Raw genomic sequence first — 16,378 nt, 5'->3', positions numbered from 1 at the left:
CACTTGTCTGGCGCTTCCTTCCCCTGCCGGTCAGCGGTATTCGGCCTCGTCCGGGTAGCTGATCACCACGTAGGCCAGCGTTTCGACGTCGCCCGTATTCCGGTAGGAATGGGCGACGTCTGCTTCGAAGTGGATGGCATCGCCGGTCGCTAGCCGGTAGTCGGTGCCGGCCACCTGCAGTTCCAGAACGCCACTGGCAACGACCAGGTTTTCCGTCGTTGCCGGTGGGTGCGGATCGGAGCTTTCGAGAATTCCCGGCGCAAAACGCATTTCGTAGAACTCGACCTGCCGGCTACCGTGGAAGGGAAACAACGCGCGCGAGGTGACCTTGCCATCGTGCGAGGCGAGGATGCGCGCTTCCTGCCGGGTCAGCACGACCGCCGACTCGTTCTCGCCGTCGTCGAGGAAAGCCGATACCGGTACCTCGAAAGCCTGGGCGATGCGCCAGAGCAGACGGATCGTCGGCACGCTGCGTCCGAGTTCGATCTGCCCGAGCATGGCGCGTGAGACACCCGAGCGCTGTGCCAGCCGGTCGAGCGAGAAACGGCGGTGCTTGCGCAGCTTCTTCAGATTGCGGCCAACGAGTTGCGGCAGTTCGTCGCCTTCTTCTGCCGGCAGCGCGGTGTGCGATTCGCGGACTTTTTTCGTGGCGCGGCCGGTCACTCGGGCAGAAGAGTCACGCTCCGAGTCGAGCGCATCCTGCCGGAAAGAGCCTTCGTCGAGCACGCTAACCCAGCCTCCGGTACGGCTGGAATGCGGGGTTGCAGGCGTATTGCGCGGCGGGGCGATAGACGCCGGCGCCGAGCACGAGCGGGCGGAACAGGCCGAAAACGGGGAAATACGGCAACAGGAAGCTGCCGGCATCGCGTGCCCGCGCCAGCTCGGCGCGACGCTGCTGGCGGCGGCGTTCGTTGCGCGCGGCGAGAAAATCGATGATCTGGGCTGAGTTCTCGTTCATCTGCGGGCTCCTCGAGGGATGGCCGGGCGTGCTGTCTGGATGCACACTCTAGTCAGCACCTGCACGGCGGAAAACGACCGATTGTTTATATTGATATTGCTGCGGAGTGCTATGTGCGCTGCCGCCGAATGCGCAGGCGGCGTTCACCGGCGGCCTGGCGTCGCCGCAATCACCACCGCCGCCGCGCGCGCTTGCCGCCAGCCTTGCGCTGCTGCGGCCGGGCAGGGAGAATCCCGCCTTTCGCGATGCGCCGCAGGATTGCTCCCTGCGACCGTTCAGCCCTGGATCATTGGCCGCCTGCAGGCGAGGATTTGCATACAACGATGACTGACCGCGACGCGCCAGCCGGCATGGCTTTCGCAGTCCGGCACGCGAGTGCTGGCTGAGGCCGATGCTCGCCTACATCCTGCGCCGCCTGCTCTACGCCATCCCGATCCTGATCGGGGTGAACCTGATCACCTTCGCGCTGTTCTTCATCGTCAACACGCCCGACGACATGGCGCGCATGCAGTTGGGCGTCAAGCGCGTGACGCCCGAGGCGATCGCCGCGTGGAAGGCCGAGCGCGGCTACGACAAGCCGCTGTTTCTCAATGCCGAGGCCAGCGGCGCCGCGGTCGTCAGCGACACGATCTTCTTCGCGCAGTCGGCGCGCATGTTCGTCGGCGATTTCGGCCGTGCCGAGGACGGCCGCGACATCGCGCGTGAAATCAGCTCGCGCATGGGGCCGTCGCTGGCGATCGCCTTGCCGACCTTTGTCCTCGGCCTGCTGGTGACGATCAGTCTGGCGCTGCTGCTTGCCTTCTTCCGCGCCACCGCGCTCGACTTCTGGGGCGTCGTGCTGTGCGTGGCGTTGATGTCGGTGTCAGGGTTGTTCTACATCATCGGCGGCCAGTTCCTGATCAGCAAACTGTGGAAGCTGGTGCCGATCTCGGGCTACGCCGGCGGACTCGACGCGTGGAAGTTCCTGATCCTGCCGGTGCTCATCGGCGTTGTTTCCGGCATCGGCTCGTCGACGCGCTGGTACCGCACGATCTTCCTCGAGGAGATCGGCAAGGACTACGTGCGCACGGCGCGCGCCAAGGGGCTGGCGGAAACGGTGATCCTGTTCCGCCACGTGCTGCGCAATGCGCTGATCCCGATCCTGACCGGCGTCGTCGCGGTGATTCCGCTGCTGTTCATGGGTTCGCTGCTGACCGAATCGTTCTTCGGTGTTCCCGGACTCGGCAGCTACACCATCGACGCGATCAACGCGCAGGACTTCGCCGTCGTGCGCGCGATGGTGTTCATCGGCTCGGTGCTGTACATCGTCGGCCTCTTGCTCACCGACCTTTCCTACGCGCTGGTCGACCCGCGCATCCGCTTCGACCGATGAGCGCGCTGCCTTTCCTCCCGGTACTGCTGTGGTCGGACGTACTCGTCTGGCTGATGGCGATTGCCGCGCTGTTGCTCGGCATCGCGTCGACGCGACAACCGCAGCTGGCGGCGGCGTGGCGGCGCGTCGGCCGCAGCCGGCCGGGGATGGCGTCGGCGACGCTGGTGCTGGTCTTTGTCGTCGTCGGCCTGCTCGATTCGCTGCACTACCGGCCGCTGCTGCCCGCCGCGCCGGATGCGCCAGCGGCGCCGGCAGCCTATGCGGTGGAAACGCTGTCCTTGCTCGACAGCATTGCCGAACCGCTGCGCACGCGCAACGAGAAGACCTACTCGGCGCCGCTGGCGACGCGCGCCTTCGCCAAGGAGACGCGCGAGGAGCGCGCCGCCGACGGCAGCGTCCGCCAGGTGCGCGATTTTCCGCGCCTGCGCTACGGCGGCGCGCATCTCGGCGACGCGGACGGTACCAGCGATGCGTCGTCAGCCAGCGCCGGCCCGGCTGCTGACGACGGCACGCAAACGGCAACAGCCCGGCCACGCCTGAGCGAAGCCGATCGCGACATCGACATCACCCGCCGCGCGGGCAGTGCGCTGGCGGCGGCGCTCGCACTGTGGGCGCTGCTGCTGCTCGCCGCGACCTCGTTGCTGGCGCGCAGGGAAGCGGTGCCGCTGGCCGAGGCGAGCCGCCGCCTCTGGCGCGGCGAGACGGTCTTTGCCTGGAAAGCGGTGCTGCTGACGCTGGCGGCGGTGTTCATCGTCGCCGCGCCGCTGCTCGCACTGTGCGCCGACTATCACGTCTTCGGCACCGACAAGGTCGGCCAGGACGTTTTTTACCAAGTGCTGAAAAGCGTGCGCACGGCGCTGGTGATCGGGCTGGTGACGACGCTCACCACCTTGCCGCTGGCGATCTTCTTCGGCCTTGCCGCCGGTTATTTCCGAGGCTGGGTCGACGACCTGATCCAGTACCTGTACACCACGCTCAACTCGATTCCCGGCGTGCTGCTGATCGCCGCCGCCGTGCTGATGATGCAGGTGCTGATCGACACCCACCCGCAGTGGTTTTCGACCGCCGCCGAGCGCGCCGACATGCGGCTGCTGGCCTTGTGCTTCATCCTCGGCATGACCAGCTGGACCGGCCTGTGCCGCGTGCTGCGCGGTGAGACGCTGAAACTGCGCGAGCTCGAGTTCGTGCAGGCGGCGCAGTCCTTCGGCGTGGCCGACCTGCGCATCATCGCCCGCCACATCCTGCCCAACGTCATGCACATCGTCGTCATTGCGCTGGTGATGGATTTTTCCAGCCTGGTGCTCGCCGAGGCGGTGCTGTCCTACGTCGGCATCGGTGTCGATCCGACGATGATCAGCTTCGGCACGATGATCAACAACGCGCGTCTCGAACTGGCGCGCGAGCCGATGGTGTGGTGGTCGCTGGCCGCCGCCTTCACTTTCATGTTCGCGCTGGTGCTCGCCGCCAACCTGCTCGCCGACGCGGTGCGCGATGCCTTCGACGCCAGACTGGCGGGGTCTTCATGAGCGCGGAACAAGACATGCAGCACGCGCCGCAGAGGCCGGGCGCGGCGCGGGCCGGCGAGGGTGCCGACGGCGTTGCCCGCGCTGCCACTCCGGCGGCAGCCGGCAGCGTCGTCGCCGGGTCGCCGCTGCTCAGCGTGCGCGGCCTGCGCACCGGCTTTGTTTCCGGCCGGACGACGCTGACCGCCGTCGCCGGCATCGACCTTGACCTCGCGGCCGGCGAAACCTTCGCGCTGCTCGGCGAATCGGGCTGCGGCAAGTCGGTCGCCGCGCTGTCGCTGATGCGCCTGCTGCCGCCGGCCGGGCGCATCCTCGGTGGCGAGGTGCGTCTGGCGACTGGCGCGCTAACCAGTGGCGCGGCGCTTGGCGGGATGCCGGAGGCGGCGGTGTCGGCCGCTGGTAACGCCGCTGCCGGCATCGATCTGCTGCGCCTGCCCGAGGCCGAAATGCGCAGCGTGCGTGGCCGCGGCATGGCGATGATCTTCCAGGAGCCGGCGACCTCGCTCAATCCGGTGCTCACCGTCGGCCGGCAGATCACCGAAGCCTTGCCCGATCTGCGCGGCGGTAGCGCTGAAGCACGCGAGCGCGCGACGGCGCTGCTGGCCGCTGCCGGCATCGCCGATCCGGCGCGCCGGCTCGACGAGTATCCGTTCCAGATGTCGGGCGGCATGAAGCAGCGCGTGATGATCGCTGCGGCGCTGGCCGGCGAACCGCGCCTGCTGATTGCCGACGAGCCGACGACGGCGCTCGACGTCACCATCCAGGCGCAGATTCTCGATCTGCTGGCGCGTCTGCAGGCCGAGCGCGGCATGGGCATCCTGCTGATCACGCACGATCTCGGCGTCGTCGCGCGCATGGCGCAGCGCATCGGTGTCATGTACGCCGGCGAGATCGTCGAGGAGGCGCCGCGCGCGACCTTCTTCGCCGCGCCGCGCCATCCCTACACGCAGAAACTGTTCGCCGCGCTGCCCGACAGCGCCCGGCGCGGGCGCGTGCTGGAGACGATTCCCGGCCAGGTGCCGTCGCTGGCGGCGATGCCCGCCGGCTGCCGCTTTGCGCCGCGCTGCGCCTTTGCCTTCGATCGCTGCCGCGTCGATTCGCCGCAGTGGCGCGAAGTCGCGCCGGGGCATCGCGTGCGCTGCCACCTGCTCGAAGTGACGGCCGGTAGTTCAGCGTCGGCGGCGGTGGAGGTCAGCGAGTTCGTCGCCCAGGGAGCGCTTGCCGCGGCCGGCGACGCGGCTGCTGCCGCTGCTACGCCACAGGCAGCTCTTGCCGCTCCGCAAGCAACGGAGCTTTCCGCGCCAGATGCTCCTGTTACCGAGCCCTTGCTCGCGGTCAGCGATCTCGCCGTGCATTTTCCGATCCGCCAGGGCTTGTTGCGCCGTCAGGTCGGTGCCGTGCGCGCCGTCGACGGGGTGTCGCTGACACTGACGCGCGGGCGCACGCTGGCGCTGGTCGGCGAGTCCGGGTGCGGCAAGACGACGGTCGGCAAGGCTATCCTGCAGCTGATCGCACCGACTGGCGGCAGCGTGCGTCTCGACGGACAGGAACTCGTCGGGCTGTCGCGCAATGCGTTGCGGCCCTTGCGCCGGCGCATGCAGATGGTTTTTCAGGATCCCTTCGCTTCGCTCAATCCGCGCCTGTCGGTCGGCGAGATCATCGGCGAAGGCATGCAGGCGCTCGGCGTCGCTGCAGCGGACGGGCAGGGTGGCGAGGTGGGCAATAATCGTGCGGCGGCGATCGGCGCGCTGCTGCGTCAGGTCGGCCTCGACCCGGCGGCGGCAACGCGCTATCCGCACGAGTTTTCCGGCGGCCAGCGCCAGCGCATCGCCATCGCGCGAGCGCTCGCCGTGCAGCCCGAGCTGATCGTCTGCGACGAACCGACCTCGGCGCTCGACGTCTCGGTGCAGGCGCAGATACTCAACCTGCTCGGCAGCCTGCAGGCCGAACTGGGCCTCGCCTATCTGTTCATCACGCACAACTTCGCTGTTGTCGAGCATCTGGCGCACGAGGTGGCGGTGATGTACCTCGGCCGCATCGTCGAGCGCGGCACGGTCGAGGAAGTGCTCGGCGCGGCGCGTCATCCCTACACGCAGGCGCTGCTGGCAGCGGTGCCCAATCCGCGCCTCGACGCTCAGGCCGCTGGGCCGGGCAGTGCCCAGGCAGCAGCGGGCGCACCGCGACTCGCGGGCGAAATGCCTTCGCCGGCGAAACCGCCTGCCGGTTGCCACTTCCATCCGCGTTGCCCTTTGGCGGGTGAGGATTGCCGAGCGGGCTATCCGCCGGCGGTCAGGCTGTCGGCAACGCACGTCGTGCATTGCCTGCGTTACGTCTAGACCGATTGCGGGGCGGCATGGCCGGCACGTGGCCGCCAGTGCCGGCGAGGCTTGCCGTTCAGTTGCTGCTGGCCAGTTCGATGGTCAGCGTGTGGCCGGGCTGCAGGGACTTCGCCGAAACCTTGTTCCAGCGCAGCACGTCGTCGGCGTCGACCTTGAAGCGGCGGGCGATCGACGCCAGCGTGTCGCCGCGCTGGATCGTGTAACGCGTCAGCTTCGGCGCTTTTTTCTGCGCGGCGAGCTTGGTCGCTTTGCCGTCGGCGCGCGCCGGTGTCGCGCTGGCGCGCGCGGGCAGCGTCGTCCGCGAGCGTTCGCTGGCGGCGATGCGGCTGACGCCGGGTTTGGCAGCGCTTGCCGTGGCGACCCTGCGTGCCGCATTCCCGACGCCGGGTCGAGCGGGTTCAGGGGCGCCGAGTGCGAGTTTTGTTCCCGGTGCCGGGCGCTCGCCGAGCTTGCGATTGAGTTTCTTCAGCGCGGCAAGGCTCAGACCGTTCTGGCGGGCGATGCCGGCCAGCGTATCGCCCTTGCGCACGACGTAGGTCCGCGCCTTGGCCGGCGGCGTCGGGTCGGCTTCGGGCAGTCGCGGTTGCTCCGCCAGCGCGGTGGTTTCGAGTGTGCCGGCACCGTCGGGTGCGGCGACCAGAACGGTGAATCCCGGCGACAGCTTGAGCCGGCCGCGGATGCCGTTGACCTCTTTCAGGTTGGCCAGCGACATGCCGAAACGCGGCGCCAGGTTTTCCAGCTTTTCGCCGGGACGCAGCGTGTAGGTCTGCCAGAAGGAGAGCGGCTTTTCGCTGTTCTGCCGTTGATCGAGATTGTGCATGAAGGTGGCGACCTTCTCGGCCGGCAGCACCAGCGGCGTGTCGGCGGCGATCACCGGGCGGTTGTGTGCCGGGTTGAGCGCGACGAAGTCATCAACCGGCATCTCGGCGAGTTTGGCGGCGACTTCGATGTCGATGTTTGCCGGCCAGGCAACCGTCGTGAAGTAGGGCTGATTCGGTACGGGCGACAGGCCCAGCCGCGCGATCAGTTCCGGGTTGCCGAAAATGTTCTTCAATGCCTGCAGCTTGGGCACGTAATGGCGCGTTTCCGGCGGCATGGTCAGGCTGAGGTAGTCGGTCGGCAGGCCTTTGGCGCGGTTCTTGGCGATGGCGCGACCAACGGCACCTTCGCCCCAGTTGTACGAGGCCAGCGCCAGTTGCCAGTCGCCGTGCATTTCGTAGATCGCCTGCAGGTAGTCGAGTGCGGCGCTGGTCGAGGCGATGACGTCGCGCCGCTGATCAACCCACCAGTCCTGCTTGAGCTTGAAATTCTTGCCGGTCGAGGGGATGAACTGCCAGAGACCGGCGGCTTTGGCGCGCGAGTAGGCCATCGGGTTGTAGGCGCTTTCGACCATCGGCAGCAGCGCCAGCTCGGTCGGCATGCCGCGCTGTTCGAGTTCCTCGACTACATGATGCAGGTAGCGCCGGCTACGTTCGACCATGCGTCGCAGATAGTCGGGGCGGTTCAGATACCACTGCTGGTGGTAGAGCACCAGATCGTTGTTGATGTCCGGTATCGAGAAACCGCTGCGCAGGCGGACGAAAAGGTCTTCGTGTTCGGCGGTGAGGTCGATCGGACTGGCTGCGAGCGCAACGGGCGGTAGTTCGAAGACGGGAAGGGCGTCGCCGACATCGAGACGTGGGCCGGGGGCGCCGCTGATCCCCCCTTCGGGTGCGCGCAGACCGGGCAGTGAACTGGTGGGGGGGGGAGATGCGTCTCCGTCGACCGGGCTGTTGGTCTGGGCTTGCGCCGTGGCGTCAAGGAAGACGCAGGCGAGAGCCAGAGCGAGCACGAGTCGAGACGTCATCAACAATCCTGTCTATCCAGTGCGCACGCGAGTTGCACGCTGCCGGTATCGGCAGACGTTGACGCGGCGTTTCCGGAGGGCCGAAACAATCTTGGGAGTATATCCCAAGTCCGTGATCCCGTTGGGGTTTTGCCTGCGGTCAAGCGGTGCGGGTGTTCCCGGCAGGGAAGATTTGCTGGCGACCGGCGCGCAGGCGCTGGCAGCGACTGCGCCATCAGCCTGCTGGATGGATTGGCGGAGTGGACGGGACTCGAACCCGCGACCCCCGGCGTGACAGGCCGGTATTCTAACCAACTGAACTACCACTCCGCGTGGCCGATCCGGGAGGGCCGGATCGCAAGAACTGCGTGCTGCTGGCCAGACTCGGCATGAGCCGAAAGTGCTGGCGTCCCCACGGGGATTCGAACCCCGGTTATCGCCGTGAAAGGGCGGTGTCCTAGGCCTCTAGACGATGGGGACCTGGATGTTTTGAATCTTCTTCCGGCTGGTGGAGGTAAGCGGGATCGAACCGCTGACCTCTTGCATGCCATGCAAGCGCTCTCCCAGCTGAGCTATACCCCCGTCCGAAGAAGGGCGCATTGTAGGGAGGGCGTCTGCCGCTGTAAAGCGCGAATGCCCTGAAAATTGATCCTTGGCGTACTGCTGGCTGCCCGCCCCGTCGGGCGGGCGAGCCGCATCAGGCGAGCGCCTTTTCCAGGCGGGCGATCACCGTCGCGCGCGGGAACAGCGCGACGACCGCGTCGACCGACGGCGTCTGCGTCTGCCCGGTGAGCAGCACGCGCAGCGGCATTGCCAGCTTGGGCATCTTCAGCCCGTGCTTGGCGACCGTCGCCTTGATCAGCGCACCGATCGCCGGCGCTTCCCATGCAACCTCGCGTGCGCCGGCGAGAAAGTCGGCGAGCACCGGCAGCGTTTCGGCGGTGAGATGCTGCGCCAGCAGTTCGGCGGCCGGGTGCAGTTCCTTCAGATAGAACACCTCGGCGGCGTCGGCCAGCTCGTTGAGCGTCGCCACGCGTTCCTTGTACAGCGCGATGATCGCGCCAAACGCCGGTTCGGCGCCGATGGTCACGCCGCGCGCTTCGAGGCGCGGCCGGACCAGCGCTTCGAGGCGCTCGGGGTCGGTCTGGCGCAGGTAGTGCGCGTTCAGCCAGTTGAGCTTTTCGGTGTTGAACTGCGCCGCCGACGGCGTGATGTGGTCGAGCTCGAACCACTCGCAGAACTGCGCCATCGAGAAAACTTCCTCGTCGCCGTGCGACCAGCCGAGGCGGGCGAGGTAGTTGAGCACGGCTTCGGGCAGGTAGCCATCCTCGTCGTACTGCATGACGCTGACCGCGCCGTGGCGCTTCGACAGCTTCTGCCCGTCGTCGCCGAGGATCATCGACAGATGCGCGTATTGCGGCGGTGTCGCGCCGAGCGCCTTGAGGATATTGATCTGACGCGGCGTGTTGTTCACGTGGTCGTCACCGCGGATCACCTGCGTGATGCCCATGTCCCAGTCGTCGACGACGACACAGAAGTTGTAGGTCGGCGTGCCGTCGGCGCGGGCGATGATCAGGTCGTCGAGTTCGGCGTTGGCGATCTCGATGCTGCCCTTGACCTGGTCATCCCAGGCGACGACGCCGCCGGTCGGGTTGCGGAAACGCACCACCGGCTTGACGTCGGCCGGCGGCGTCGGCAGCGTCTTGCCGGCTTCCGGCCGCCAGTGGCCGTCGTAACGCGGTTTCAGTCCGAGCGCGCGCTGCTTTTCGCGCATCTTGTCGAGTTCGTCCGGCGTCGTGTAACAGTAGTAGGCGTTGCCGGTGTCGAGCATCTGCTGGATGACTTCCTTGTAGCGATCCATCCGCTGCATCTGGTAGAACGGACCCTCGTCCCAGTCGAGACCCAGCCAGCGCATGCCGTCGAGAATCGCCTGCACGGCTTCCGGCGTCGAACGCGCAACGTCGGTATCTTCGACGCGCAGGATGAACTTGCCGTGATGATGGCGGGCATAAGCCCAGGAAAACAGCGCAGTGCGGGCGCCACCGATGTGCAGGTAGCCGGTGGGACTGGGGGCAAAACGGGTGCGGATCATGGCAGGGGGGCCGGGAACGGAAAGGCAGCATTGTAAAGGATGCCCGTATAATTGGCTGTTTTCCCCGGCTCTCGCCCATGTCCACGCTCGCCTGGATCCTGCTGATGAGCTTTGGCGGCGGCCTTCTCAGCGTCCTCGGTGCCGCGCTCGTTGCCCGCCAGCTGTCGCCCTCAGCGGTTACGCTGCTCGTCTCCTACGCCATCGGCGCACTGCTCGGCGCGGCCTTTCTCGAGCTCCTGCCGCATGCGCTCGAGCACGGCGACCCGGCGCGAACGACGGGAACCGTGCTGGTCGGCATCCTGCTGTTTTTTGTCCTTGAGAAGCTGGTGCTGTGGCGGCATTGCCACCATGAGCACTGCGAGACGCACTCGCCGGAGGCCGGGCAGCACGACCACGATCACGGCCGCTCCGGGCTGATGATCCTGGTCGGCGACTCGTTCCACAACTTCGTCGATGGCGTGCTCATCGCCGCGGCTTTCATGGAAAGCACCGAGCTTGGCATCGTCACCGGGCTGGCGATCATCGCCCATGAGATTCCGCAGGAACTCGGCGATTTCATCGTGCTGATCAATTCCGGCTTCAGCCGCGCGCGCGCGCTCGTCTTCAACCTGTTGTCGAGTCTGGCGACCTTCGTCGGCGCGCTGCTCGCGTATTTCATGCTCAGCAGCTTGCAGGAATGGACGCCGATGCTGCTGGCGCTGGCGGCGGCGAGCATGATCTACGTTGCCGTCGCCGACCTCATTCCCGGCCTGCACCGGCGTGCCGAACTGCGTGCGACGGTGCAGCAGGTATCACTGATCGCGCTCGGCGTCGCCTCGATTTTCTTCATGGGCATGCTCCTCGGCGACGCGGCGTAACCGACGCCGGCGCGTCGGGCCGCCGGTGATGAAGACGAGCAGGGCGACCGGCGCCAGACCGTAGAAGACGAAAGTCAGGATGCCGGCGATGACGCTGCGCTCGGACAGCGCCATCAGCAGCGTCACATAAAGCCAGCCGATCGCGATTACATACATCGGCGCATTATCGCCGATGGCGCGCCAGCGCGGCAGCTGTTCGCCGCTGGCTGACCGTCGGCGCCTTGCCGCTGGATCTGCGACGACAGCGGCTGCAGCGCTTGCCTGCGGCCATCGTCCGGGCAATTATGTCGCCGGCGTGCAGCGCGGCTTGCGTCCGGGCGGCGCAGCTGCATTGCTTTCGCGCATTGACAGCATGTATGCTGCAATGCAAAATCGATTGCATATTGCGCTCGCGCCTTCCCTTGTCATTGCGTTCCCGCGCCATGCAATCCGGGTCCGGCCTTGCCTCCGTCGCTGTCAGGCTCACTCGCAGTTCCGTTCCAGCAAGGAAGCCTCCATGTCGTTCCCGCCGGATTCCCTGCTTCCCGCGATGCAGAACTTTGTCCAGGCCGGACAGGCACTGGCATCGGGCTTTCTCCAGATGCTCGAGAAGGCGGCGACTCCCGGCAACGCCGGCAAAGCGTTCGCGTCAGACGGTGCTGCCGCTGCCGCCACAGCCGCTGGTGAAACGCCAGCGATCGATGCGCAGGCGCTGGTCGATCTGCAGCGGCGCCATTGCGAACGCCAGCAGGAGCTGTGGACTTCGCTGCTGCAAGGCGGCCAGGGCGAGCCGGCCGCGCCGCTGGTCAAGCCGCAGCCCGGCGACCGGCGTTTCGACGCGCCGGCGTGGCACAACAGCCCGCTCTTCGACTACGTCCGTCAGAGCTACCTGCTCAACGCCGACTATCTGCGCCAACTGGTCGAGCTGGTGCCGGCCACCGACGACAAGACGCGCGAACGTCAGCGCTTTTTCGCCCGCCAGTACATCGATGCGCTGTCGCCGGCCAATTACGCGGTGACCAATCCCGAGTTTATCGAGCGCGCCATCGAGACCAAGGGGCGCAGCATCACCGACGGCATCAACAACCTGATCCGCGATGTCGGCCGCGGCCGCATTTCGATGAGCGACGAGTCGGCTTTTGCGCTTGGCGAGAATCTGGCGACGACGCCCGGTTCGGTCGTTTTCGAGAACGACGTGATGCAGCTGATCCAGTACGCGCCGCTGACGCCGCGCGTCGCGCGGCGGCCGCTGCTGATCGTTCCGCCGTGCATCAACAAGTTCTACATCCTCGATCTGCAGGAGCAGAACTCCTTCGTCCGCCACGCACTGCTGCAGGGCAACACCGTTTTTCTCGTTTCCTGGCGCAATCCGCAGGTCGAGCATGGACATCTCGGCTGGGACGACTATCTCGAACGCGGTCCGCTGGCGGCGATCGCGCGCGTGCGCAGCATCTGCCGGGTCGATACCCTCAATCTGCTCGGTTTCTGTGTCGGCGGTACCTTGCTGGTCAGTGCGCTGGCGGTGCTCGCGGCACGCGGCGAAAAGCCGGTGGCGAGCCTGACGCTGCTGACGACACTGCTCGACTTTGCCGAAGCCGGCGAAATTTCGCTGTTCATCGACGAGGCCGGACTCGCCGCACGCGAAGCCGCCATCGGCCAGGGCGGCCTGCTGCCGGCGCGCGACCTGTCGGGCATGTTCTCGGCGCTGCGCGCCAACGACCTCGTCTGGAACTACGTCGCCGGCAACTACCTGCTCGGGCAGACGCCACCGGCCTTCGACCTGCTCTACTGGAACGCCGACAGCACCAATCTGCCCGGCCCTTTCGCCTGCTGGTACATGCGCCACCTCTACCACGAGAACGCCTTGCGCGAGCCGGGCCGGCTGTCGATGTGCGGCGTCAGCGTCGATCTCGGCGGCGTCGATGCGCCGGCCTACGTGCTGGCGGCACGCGAGGACCACATCGTTCCCTGGCAGGGCGCCTATCGCAGCGCGCGCCTGCTTGGTGGCGACAAGCGTTTCGTTCTCGGCGCCAGCGGCCACATCGCCGGCGTTGTCAATCCGGCCAGCCGCAACCGGCGCAGCTACTGGACCCATGCCACGCCGGCGGTGTTACCGACCACGGCGCAAAGCTGGCTTGAAGGCGCCGAAGAACATGCCGGCAGCTGGTGGAACGACTGGAGCCAGTGGTTGCGGCAGTACGCCGACGGCGAGCGCGCCGCGCGCGTGCGCCTTGGCAGCACCCGTTATCCGCCGCTCGAGCCGGCTCCCGGGCGCTACGTCCGCGAGAAGGCCTGAGCAGTTTTTTTTCATCAACAGCACAGAAAGGTAATACCAACATGACGCAACGCATCGCTCTCGTGACCGGCGCCGTCGGCGGCCTTGGCACCGCCATCTGCAAGGAACTGCTCAAGGCGGGTCATCGCGTCGTCGGCAATTTCTATCCGGGCGACCCGGCCGTCGAACCGTGGATCGCAGCACGCAAGGCCGAAGGCATCGACATTCCGCTGTTCGGTGCCGACGTTTCGGATTACGACGCCTGTGTGGCGATGGCCGAACAGATCGAGAAGGAAGTCGGCGCGATCGACATCCTGGTCAACAACGCCGGCATCACGCGCGACCGCTTCTTCCCGAAGATGGAAAAGGGCCAGTGGAATGCGGTGATCGAGACCAACCTGAACAGCCTGTTCAACGTCACGCACAAGATCTCGCCGAAGATGGCCGAGCGTGGCTGGGGACGCATCATCAACATCTCGTCGGTCAATGGCGTCAAGGGTCAGGCTGGTCAGACCAACTACTCGGCGGCCAAGGCCGGCTGCATCGGCTTCACCAAGGCGCTGGCGCAGGAGCTGGCGAACAAGGGCGTCACCGTCAACGCCATCGCGCCGGGCTATATCGGCACCGACATGGTGATGGCGATCCGCGAAGATGTGCGTCAGGCGATCATCGACACCATCCCGATGAAGCGTCTGGGCAAGCCGGAAGAAATCGGCGCCCTGGTCGCTTACCTTGCTTCCGAACCGGCCGGTTTCATGACTGGCGCGACGCTGAACATCAACGGCGGTCTGCACATGAGCTGATTCCTGCCTGCCGGGCGGCGATCTGTCAAGGCTTCGCCGCCGGCGCGCTATAATCATCAGCCACTTCCGGCGGCGCCTGCGGGCGCCGTCTGACCATCCAAAGCCAGAGGGAACGTCGTCATGCCCCAGCCGTCGCGACTGATCAAGAAGTACCCGAATCGCCGTCTTTACGATACCAAGACCAGTGCTTACATCACGCTTTGCGACGTCAAGGACATGGTCCTCAACTGTGAGGTCTTCAGCGTCGTCGACGCCAAGACCGGCGACGACCTGACGCGCAGCATCCTCCTGCAGATCATCCTCGAAGCCGAAAGCGGCGGCATGCCGCTGTTCTCGACCGATCTGCTGGCGCAGATGATCCGTTTCTACGGTCACGCCACGCAGGGAATGTTTGGTAAATACCTCGAAACCAACATCAAGGCATTTACCGATTTTCAACACAAACTGCAGGAGCAGTCGCGCGGTTTCTATGGCGACAACCAACCAGCGCACAGCGATCTCTGGTCGCAGTTCCTCAATTTCCAGGGGCCGGCGATGCAGACCATGATGGGCGCCTACGTTGAGCAGAGCCGCAAGATGTTCCAGCAGATGCAGGACCAGCTGCAGCAGCAGACGCGCACCATGTTTTCCGGCATGCCGTTTCCGGGGCAGCCGGCCGAAGGCGTGAAGAAGCCGGGCGTCGACGAAAAGTAAGGCCTTTCCGCGACACTTGAAGTTGCGGCGGTGCCCGCTACCGCGCAGATTTGGTTCGCCAGCGCACCGCCTGTGCTGTTGGTAGCCTCGATGCACTGCGCTGGCAGCAGTTGCGCTGCGTTTGTCTGCTCTTGCCTGTGCAGCGTTGCTGCCAGGCAAGGGCGTTCCCGGCGGCTGGGGATTTCCTTGAACGGTGCTTGGTCACCCACCTTGTTACAATGGCGCGCTGACAGTTCGCGCGCCGTTTCCGGCCAACAAGGTTGAATTCCCCATGAAGAGTACAAAGTCCAAGGTCGGCACCGTCGGCGTCGTATCACTCGGTTGCCCGAAGGCCACCGTCGACTCCGAACACATCCTCACCAAGCTGCGCGCCGAAGGCTATGTGCTGACGCCTTCCTACGCCGAAGCCGACCTTGTCGTCGTCAATACCTGCGGCTTCATCGACGCCGCCGTCGAGGAATCGCTGGCCGCGATCGGCGAGGCGCTGTCCGAAAACGGCAAGGTGATCGTCACCGGCTGTCTCGGCAAGCGCGATTCGCTGGTGCGCAACGCGCATCCGTCGGTGCTGGCGATCACCGGCCCGAACGCGGCCGACGAGGTGCTGTCGCTGGTGCATGAACATCTGCCGCGGCCGCACGATCCTTTCGATCATCTGGTGCCGCCGCAGGGCGTGCGCCTGACGCCGCAGCATTACGCATACCTGAAGATTTCCGAAGGCTGCAACCATCACTGCACCTTCTGCATCATCCCCAGCCTGCGTGGGCCGCTGGTCAGCCGGCCGGTCGGCGACGTTCTTGCCGAGGCCGAGCGCTTGGTCGAGTCGGGTGTGCGCGAACTGCTGATCATCTCGCAGGACACCGGCGCCTACGGCCTCGACACCAAGTACCGTACCGGCTTCCACGGTGGCCGGCCGGTGAAGACGCGGCTGAAGGAGTTGTGCACGGCGCTCTCCGAGCTCGACGTCTGGGTGCGCCTGCACTACGTCTATCCCTATCCGGCAATGGACGAACTGTTGCCGCTGATGGCCGAGGGCAAGATCCTGCCTTACCTCGACGTTCCCTTCCAGCACGCCAGCCCGCGCATCCTCAAGGCGATGCAGCGGCCGGCGAGCGCCGAGAACAATCTCGAACGCATCCGCGCCTGGCGCAAGATCTGCCCCGATCTGACCATCCGCAGCACCTTCATCACCGGCTTCCCCGGCGAAACCGAGGCCGAGTTCGAGGAACTGCTGGCTTTCATCGAAGAGGCGCGCATCGACCGCGTCGGCTGTTTCCCGTATTCGCCGGTCGACGGCGCGGCGGCCAACGCGCTGCCCGGCGCCGTTCCCGCTGAAGTGCGCGAGGAGCGCCGCCGGCAGCTGATGACGCTGCAGGAAGACATCTCGGCCGAAATCCTCGCCGCCAAGATCGGTAGCGAAATCGTCGTCATGGTCGACGAGGTCGACGACGAGGGCATCGTCGCGCGCTCGACCGCCGACGCGCCGGAAATCGACGGGCTGGTCTACATCGACGGCGAATACGAGGCGACGCCGGGCGATTTCGTCCGCGTTCGCGTCGTCGACGCCGACGAGCACGACCTCTACGCCGAACCGGCTTGAGTTTCCGCGCCGACTGAGCGAAACGAGCCTCCCGTGTCCTTGCGCGAGACACTCGCTGCCATCGT

13 protein-coding genes and 3 tRNA genes are annotated in these 16,378 nt (G+C 66.2%); 8 read left to right on the top strand and 8 right to left on the bottom strand.

What is annotated here, in order from left to right; genetic code table 11:
• Positions 1 to 30: 30 nt before the first annotated feature.
• Together GGD90_RS09435 and GGD90_RS17825 are read right to left on the bottom strand one after the other, a co-directional pair.
• A complete protein-coding gene (locus tag GGD90_RS09435; RefSeq protein WP_221227721.1) occupies positions 31 to 726 on the bottom strand; it encodes a helix-turn-helix domain-containing protein in 696 nt (231 codons plus the stop codon).
• Position 727: 1 nt separating this feature from the next.
• Positions 728 to 958, bottom strand: a complete 231-nt coding sequence (locus GGD90_RS17825; protein WP_221227720.1) for a hypothetical protein — start codon at positions 956 to 958, stop codon at positions 728 to 730.
• A 391-nt stretch (positions 959 to 1,349) separates the two neighbouring features.
• Here GGD90_RS17825 and GGD90_RS09430 point away from each other — a divergent pair, with 391 nt between their 5' ends.
• Genes GGD90_RS09430 through GGD90_RS09420 form a run of 3 tightly spaced genes read left to right on the top strand, consistent with a single transcriptional unit; the run spans position 1,350 to position 6,189 of the window.
• Positions 1,350 to 2,330, top strand: coding sequence for an ABC transporter permease (locus GGD90_RS09430; protein WP_153116590.1), 981 nt, complete (start codon positions 1,350 to 1,352; stop codon positions 2,328 to 2,330).
• The gene (locus GGD90_RS09425; protein ID WP_228273716.1) at positions 2,327 to 3,856 is read left to right on the top strand and encodes an ABC transporter permease; all 1,530 of its coding nucleotides are present in this window, start codon (positions 2,327 to 2,329) and stop codon (positions 3,854 to 3,856) included. Before GGD90_RS09430 ends, GGD90_RS09425 begins: the two co-directional genes overlap by 4 nt.
• Positions 3,853 to 6,189, top strand: a complete 2,337-nt coding sequence (locus tag GGD90_RS09420; protein ID WP_228273717.1) for an ABC transporter ATP-binding protein — start codon at positions 3,853 to 3,855, stop codon at positions 6,187 to 6,189. The genes GGD90_RS09425 and GGD90_RS09420 overlap by 4 nt, the downstream gene beginning before the upstream one ends.
• A gap of 58 nt (positions 6,190 to 6,247) precedes the next feature.
• Here the strand turns inward: GGD90_RS09420 and GGD90_RS09415 are convergent, their stop codons facing one another.
• The 5 genes from GGD90_RS09415 to gltX all read right to left on the bottom strand — a co-directional run bounded on the left by GGD90_RS09415 (position 6,248) and on the right by gltX (position 10,109).
• Positions 6,248 to 8,038 (bottom strand): lytic transglycosylase, encoded by a 1,791-nt coding sequence (locus tag GGD90_RS09415; protein WP_153116591.1) that lies wholly within the window; start codon positions 8,036 to 8,038, stop codon positions 6,248 to 6,250.
• Between the two features lie 232 nt (positions 8,039 to 8,270).
• A tRNA-Asp gene (locus GGD90_RS09410) sits at positions 8,271 to 8,347 on the bottom strand.
• A gap of 74 nt (positions 8,348 to 8,421) precedes the next feature.
• Positions 8,422 to 8,497: transfer RNA gene (locus tag GGD90_RS09405), tRNA-Glu, on the bottom strand.
• A 26-nt stretch (positions 8,498 to 8,523) separates the two neighbouring features.
• A tRNA-Ala gene (locus GGD90_RS09400) sits at positions 8,524 to 8,599 on the bottom strand.
• Positions 8,600 to 8,714: 115 nt separating this feature from the next.
• Positions 8,715 to 10,109: a glutamate--tRNA ligase gene (gltX, locus tag GGD90_RS09395; protein ID WP_153116592.1), complete on the bottom strand. Its 1,395-nt coding sequence runs from the start codon at positions 10,107 to 10,109 to the stop codon at positions 8,715 to 8,717.
• A gap of 77 nt (positions 10,110 to 10,186) precedes the next feature.
• On the opposite strand from gltX, the gene GGD90_RS09390 reads away from it, so the two are divergent.
• The gene (locus tag GGD90_RS09390) at positions 10,187 to 10,966 is read left to right on the top strand and encodes a ZIP family metal transporter (protein ID WP_153116593.1); all 780 of its coding nucleotides are present in this window, start codon (positions 10,187 to 10,189) and stop codon (positions 10,964 to 10,966) included.
• Here GGD90_RS09390 and GGD90_RS09385 read toward each other — a convergent pair.
• Entirely contained in the window at positions 10,901 to 11,122 is a 222-nt protein-coding gene (locus GGD90_RS09385) for a hypothetical protein (protein WP_153116594.1), read from the bottom strand. The two genes, GGD90_RS09390 and GGD90_RS09385, sit on opposite strands and share 66 nt — an antisense overlap.
• Positions 11,123 to 11,462: 340 nt before the next feature.
• Here GGD90_RS09385 and phaC point away from each other — a divergent pair, with 340 nt between their 5' ends.
• From phaC to rimO, 4 genes are all read left to right on the top strand, one after another.
• Positions 11,463 to 13,241: a class I poly(R)-hydroxyalkanoic acid synthase gene (gene phaC, locus GGD90_RS09380; RefSeq protein WP_153116595.1), complete on the top strand. Its 1,779-nt coding sequence runs from the start codon at positions 11,463 to 11,465 to the stop codon at positions 13,239 to 13,241.
• A 41-nt stretch (positions 13,242 to 13,282) separates the two neighbouring features.
• Positions 13,283 to 14,023: a beta-ketoacyl-ACP reductase gene (gene phbB, locus GGD90_RS09375; protein WP_153116596.1), complete on the top strand. Its 741-nt coding sequence runs from the start codon at positions 13,283 to 13,285 to the stop codon at positions 14,021 to 14,023.
• Positions 14,024 to 14,143: 120 nt separating this feature from the next.
• Positions 14,144 to 14,716 carry a polyhydroxyalkanoate synthesis repressor PhaR gene (gene phaR, locus GGD90_RS09370; protein ID WP_153116597.1) on the top strand — a complete coding sequence of 191 codons (573 nt, stop codon included), beginning with the start codon at positions 14,144 to 14,146 and terminating at the stop codon, positions 14,714 to 14,716.
• A 271-nt stretch (positions 14,717 to 14,987) separates the two neighbouring features.
• Positions 14,988 to 16,313: a 30S ribosomal protein S12 methylthiotransferase RimO gene (gene rimO, locus GGD90_RS09365; protein ID WP_153116598.1), complete on the top strand. Its 1,326-nt coding sequence runs from the start codon at positions 14,988 to 14,990 to the stop codon at positions 16,311 to 16,313.
• Positions 16,314 to 16,378 lie beyond the last annotated feature (65 nt).

The sequence above is a fragment of the Rhodocyclus tenuis genome, assembly GCF_014197755.1.
In the GTDB taxonomy this organism is placed as follows: domain Bacteria; phylum Pseudomonadota; class Gammaproteobacteria; order Burkholderiales; family Rhodocyclaceae; genus Rhodocyclus; species Rhodocyclus tenuis.
This window is presented reverse-complemented; position numbering and strand designations above follow the sequence as displayed.

Bases quoted from the DNA above. Each gene is read 5' to 3' on its own strand.
- phbB (WP_153116596.1), top strand. From the start codon at position 13,283: ATGACGCAACGCATCGCTCTCGTGACCGGCGCCGTCGGCGGCCTTGGC.
- phaR (WP_153116597.1), top strand. From the start codon at position 14,144: ATGCCCCAGCCGTCGCGACTGATCAAGAAGTACCCGAATCGCCGTCTT.
- GGD90_RS09420 (WP_228273717.1), top strand. From the start codon at position 3,853: ATGAGCGCGGAACAAGACATGCAGCACGCGCCGCAGAGGCCGGGCGCG.
- gltX (WP_153116592.1), bottom strand. From the start codon at position 10,109: ATGATCCGCACCCGTTTTGCCCCCAGTCCCACCGGCTACCTGCACATC.
- GGD90_RS17825 (WP_221227720.1), bottom strand. From the start codon at position 958: ATGAACGAGAACTCAGCCCAGATCATCGATTTTCTCGCCGCGCGCAAC.
- phaC (WP_153116595.1), top strand. From the start codon at position 11,463: ATGTCGTTCCCGCCGGATTCCCTGCTTCCCGCGATGCAGAACTTTGTC.
- GGD90_RS09425 (WP_228273716.1), top strand. From the start codon at position 2,327: ATGAGCGCGCTGCCTTTCCTCCCGGTACTGCTGTGGTCGGACGTACTC.
- rimO (WP_153116598.1), top strand. From the start codon at position 14,988: ATGAAGAGTACAAAGTCCAAGGTCGGCACCGTCGGCGTCGTATCACTC.
- GGD90_RS09415 (WP_153116591.1), bottom strand. From the start codon at position 8,038: ATGACGTCTCGACTCGTGCTCGCTCTGGCTCTCGCCTGCGTCTTCCTT.
- GGD90_RS09430 (WP_153116590.1), top strand. From the start codon at position 1,350: ATGCTCGCCTACATCCTGCGCCGCCTGCTCTACGCCATCCCGATCCTG.
- GGD90_RS09385 (WP_153116594.1), bottom strand. From the start codon at position 11,122: ATGTATGTAATCGCGATCGGCTGGCTTTATGTGACGCTGCTGATGGCG.
- GGD90_RS09390 (WP_153116593.1), top strand. From the start codon at position 10,187: ATGTCCACGCTCGCCTGGATCCTGCTGATGAGCTTTGGCGGCGGCCTT.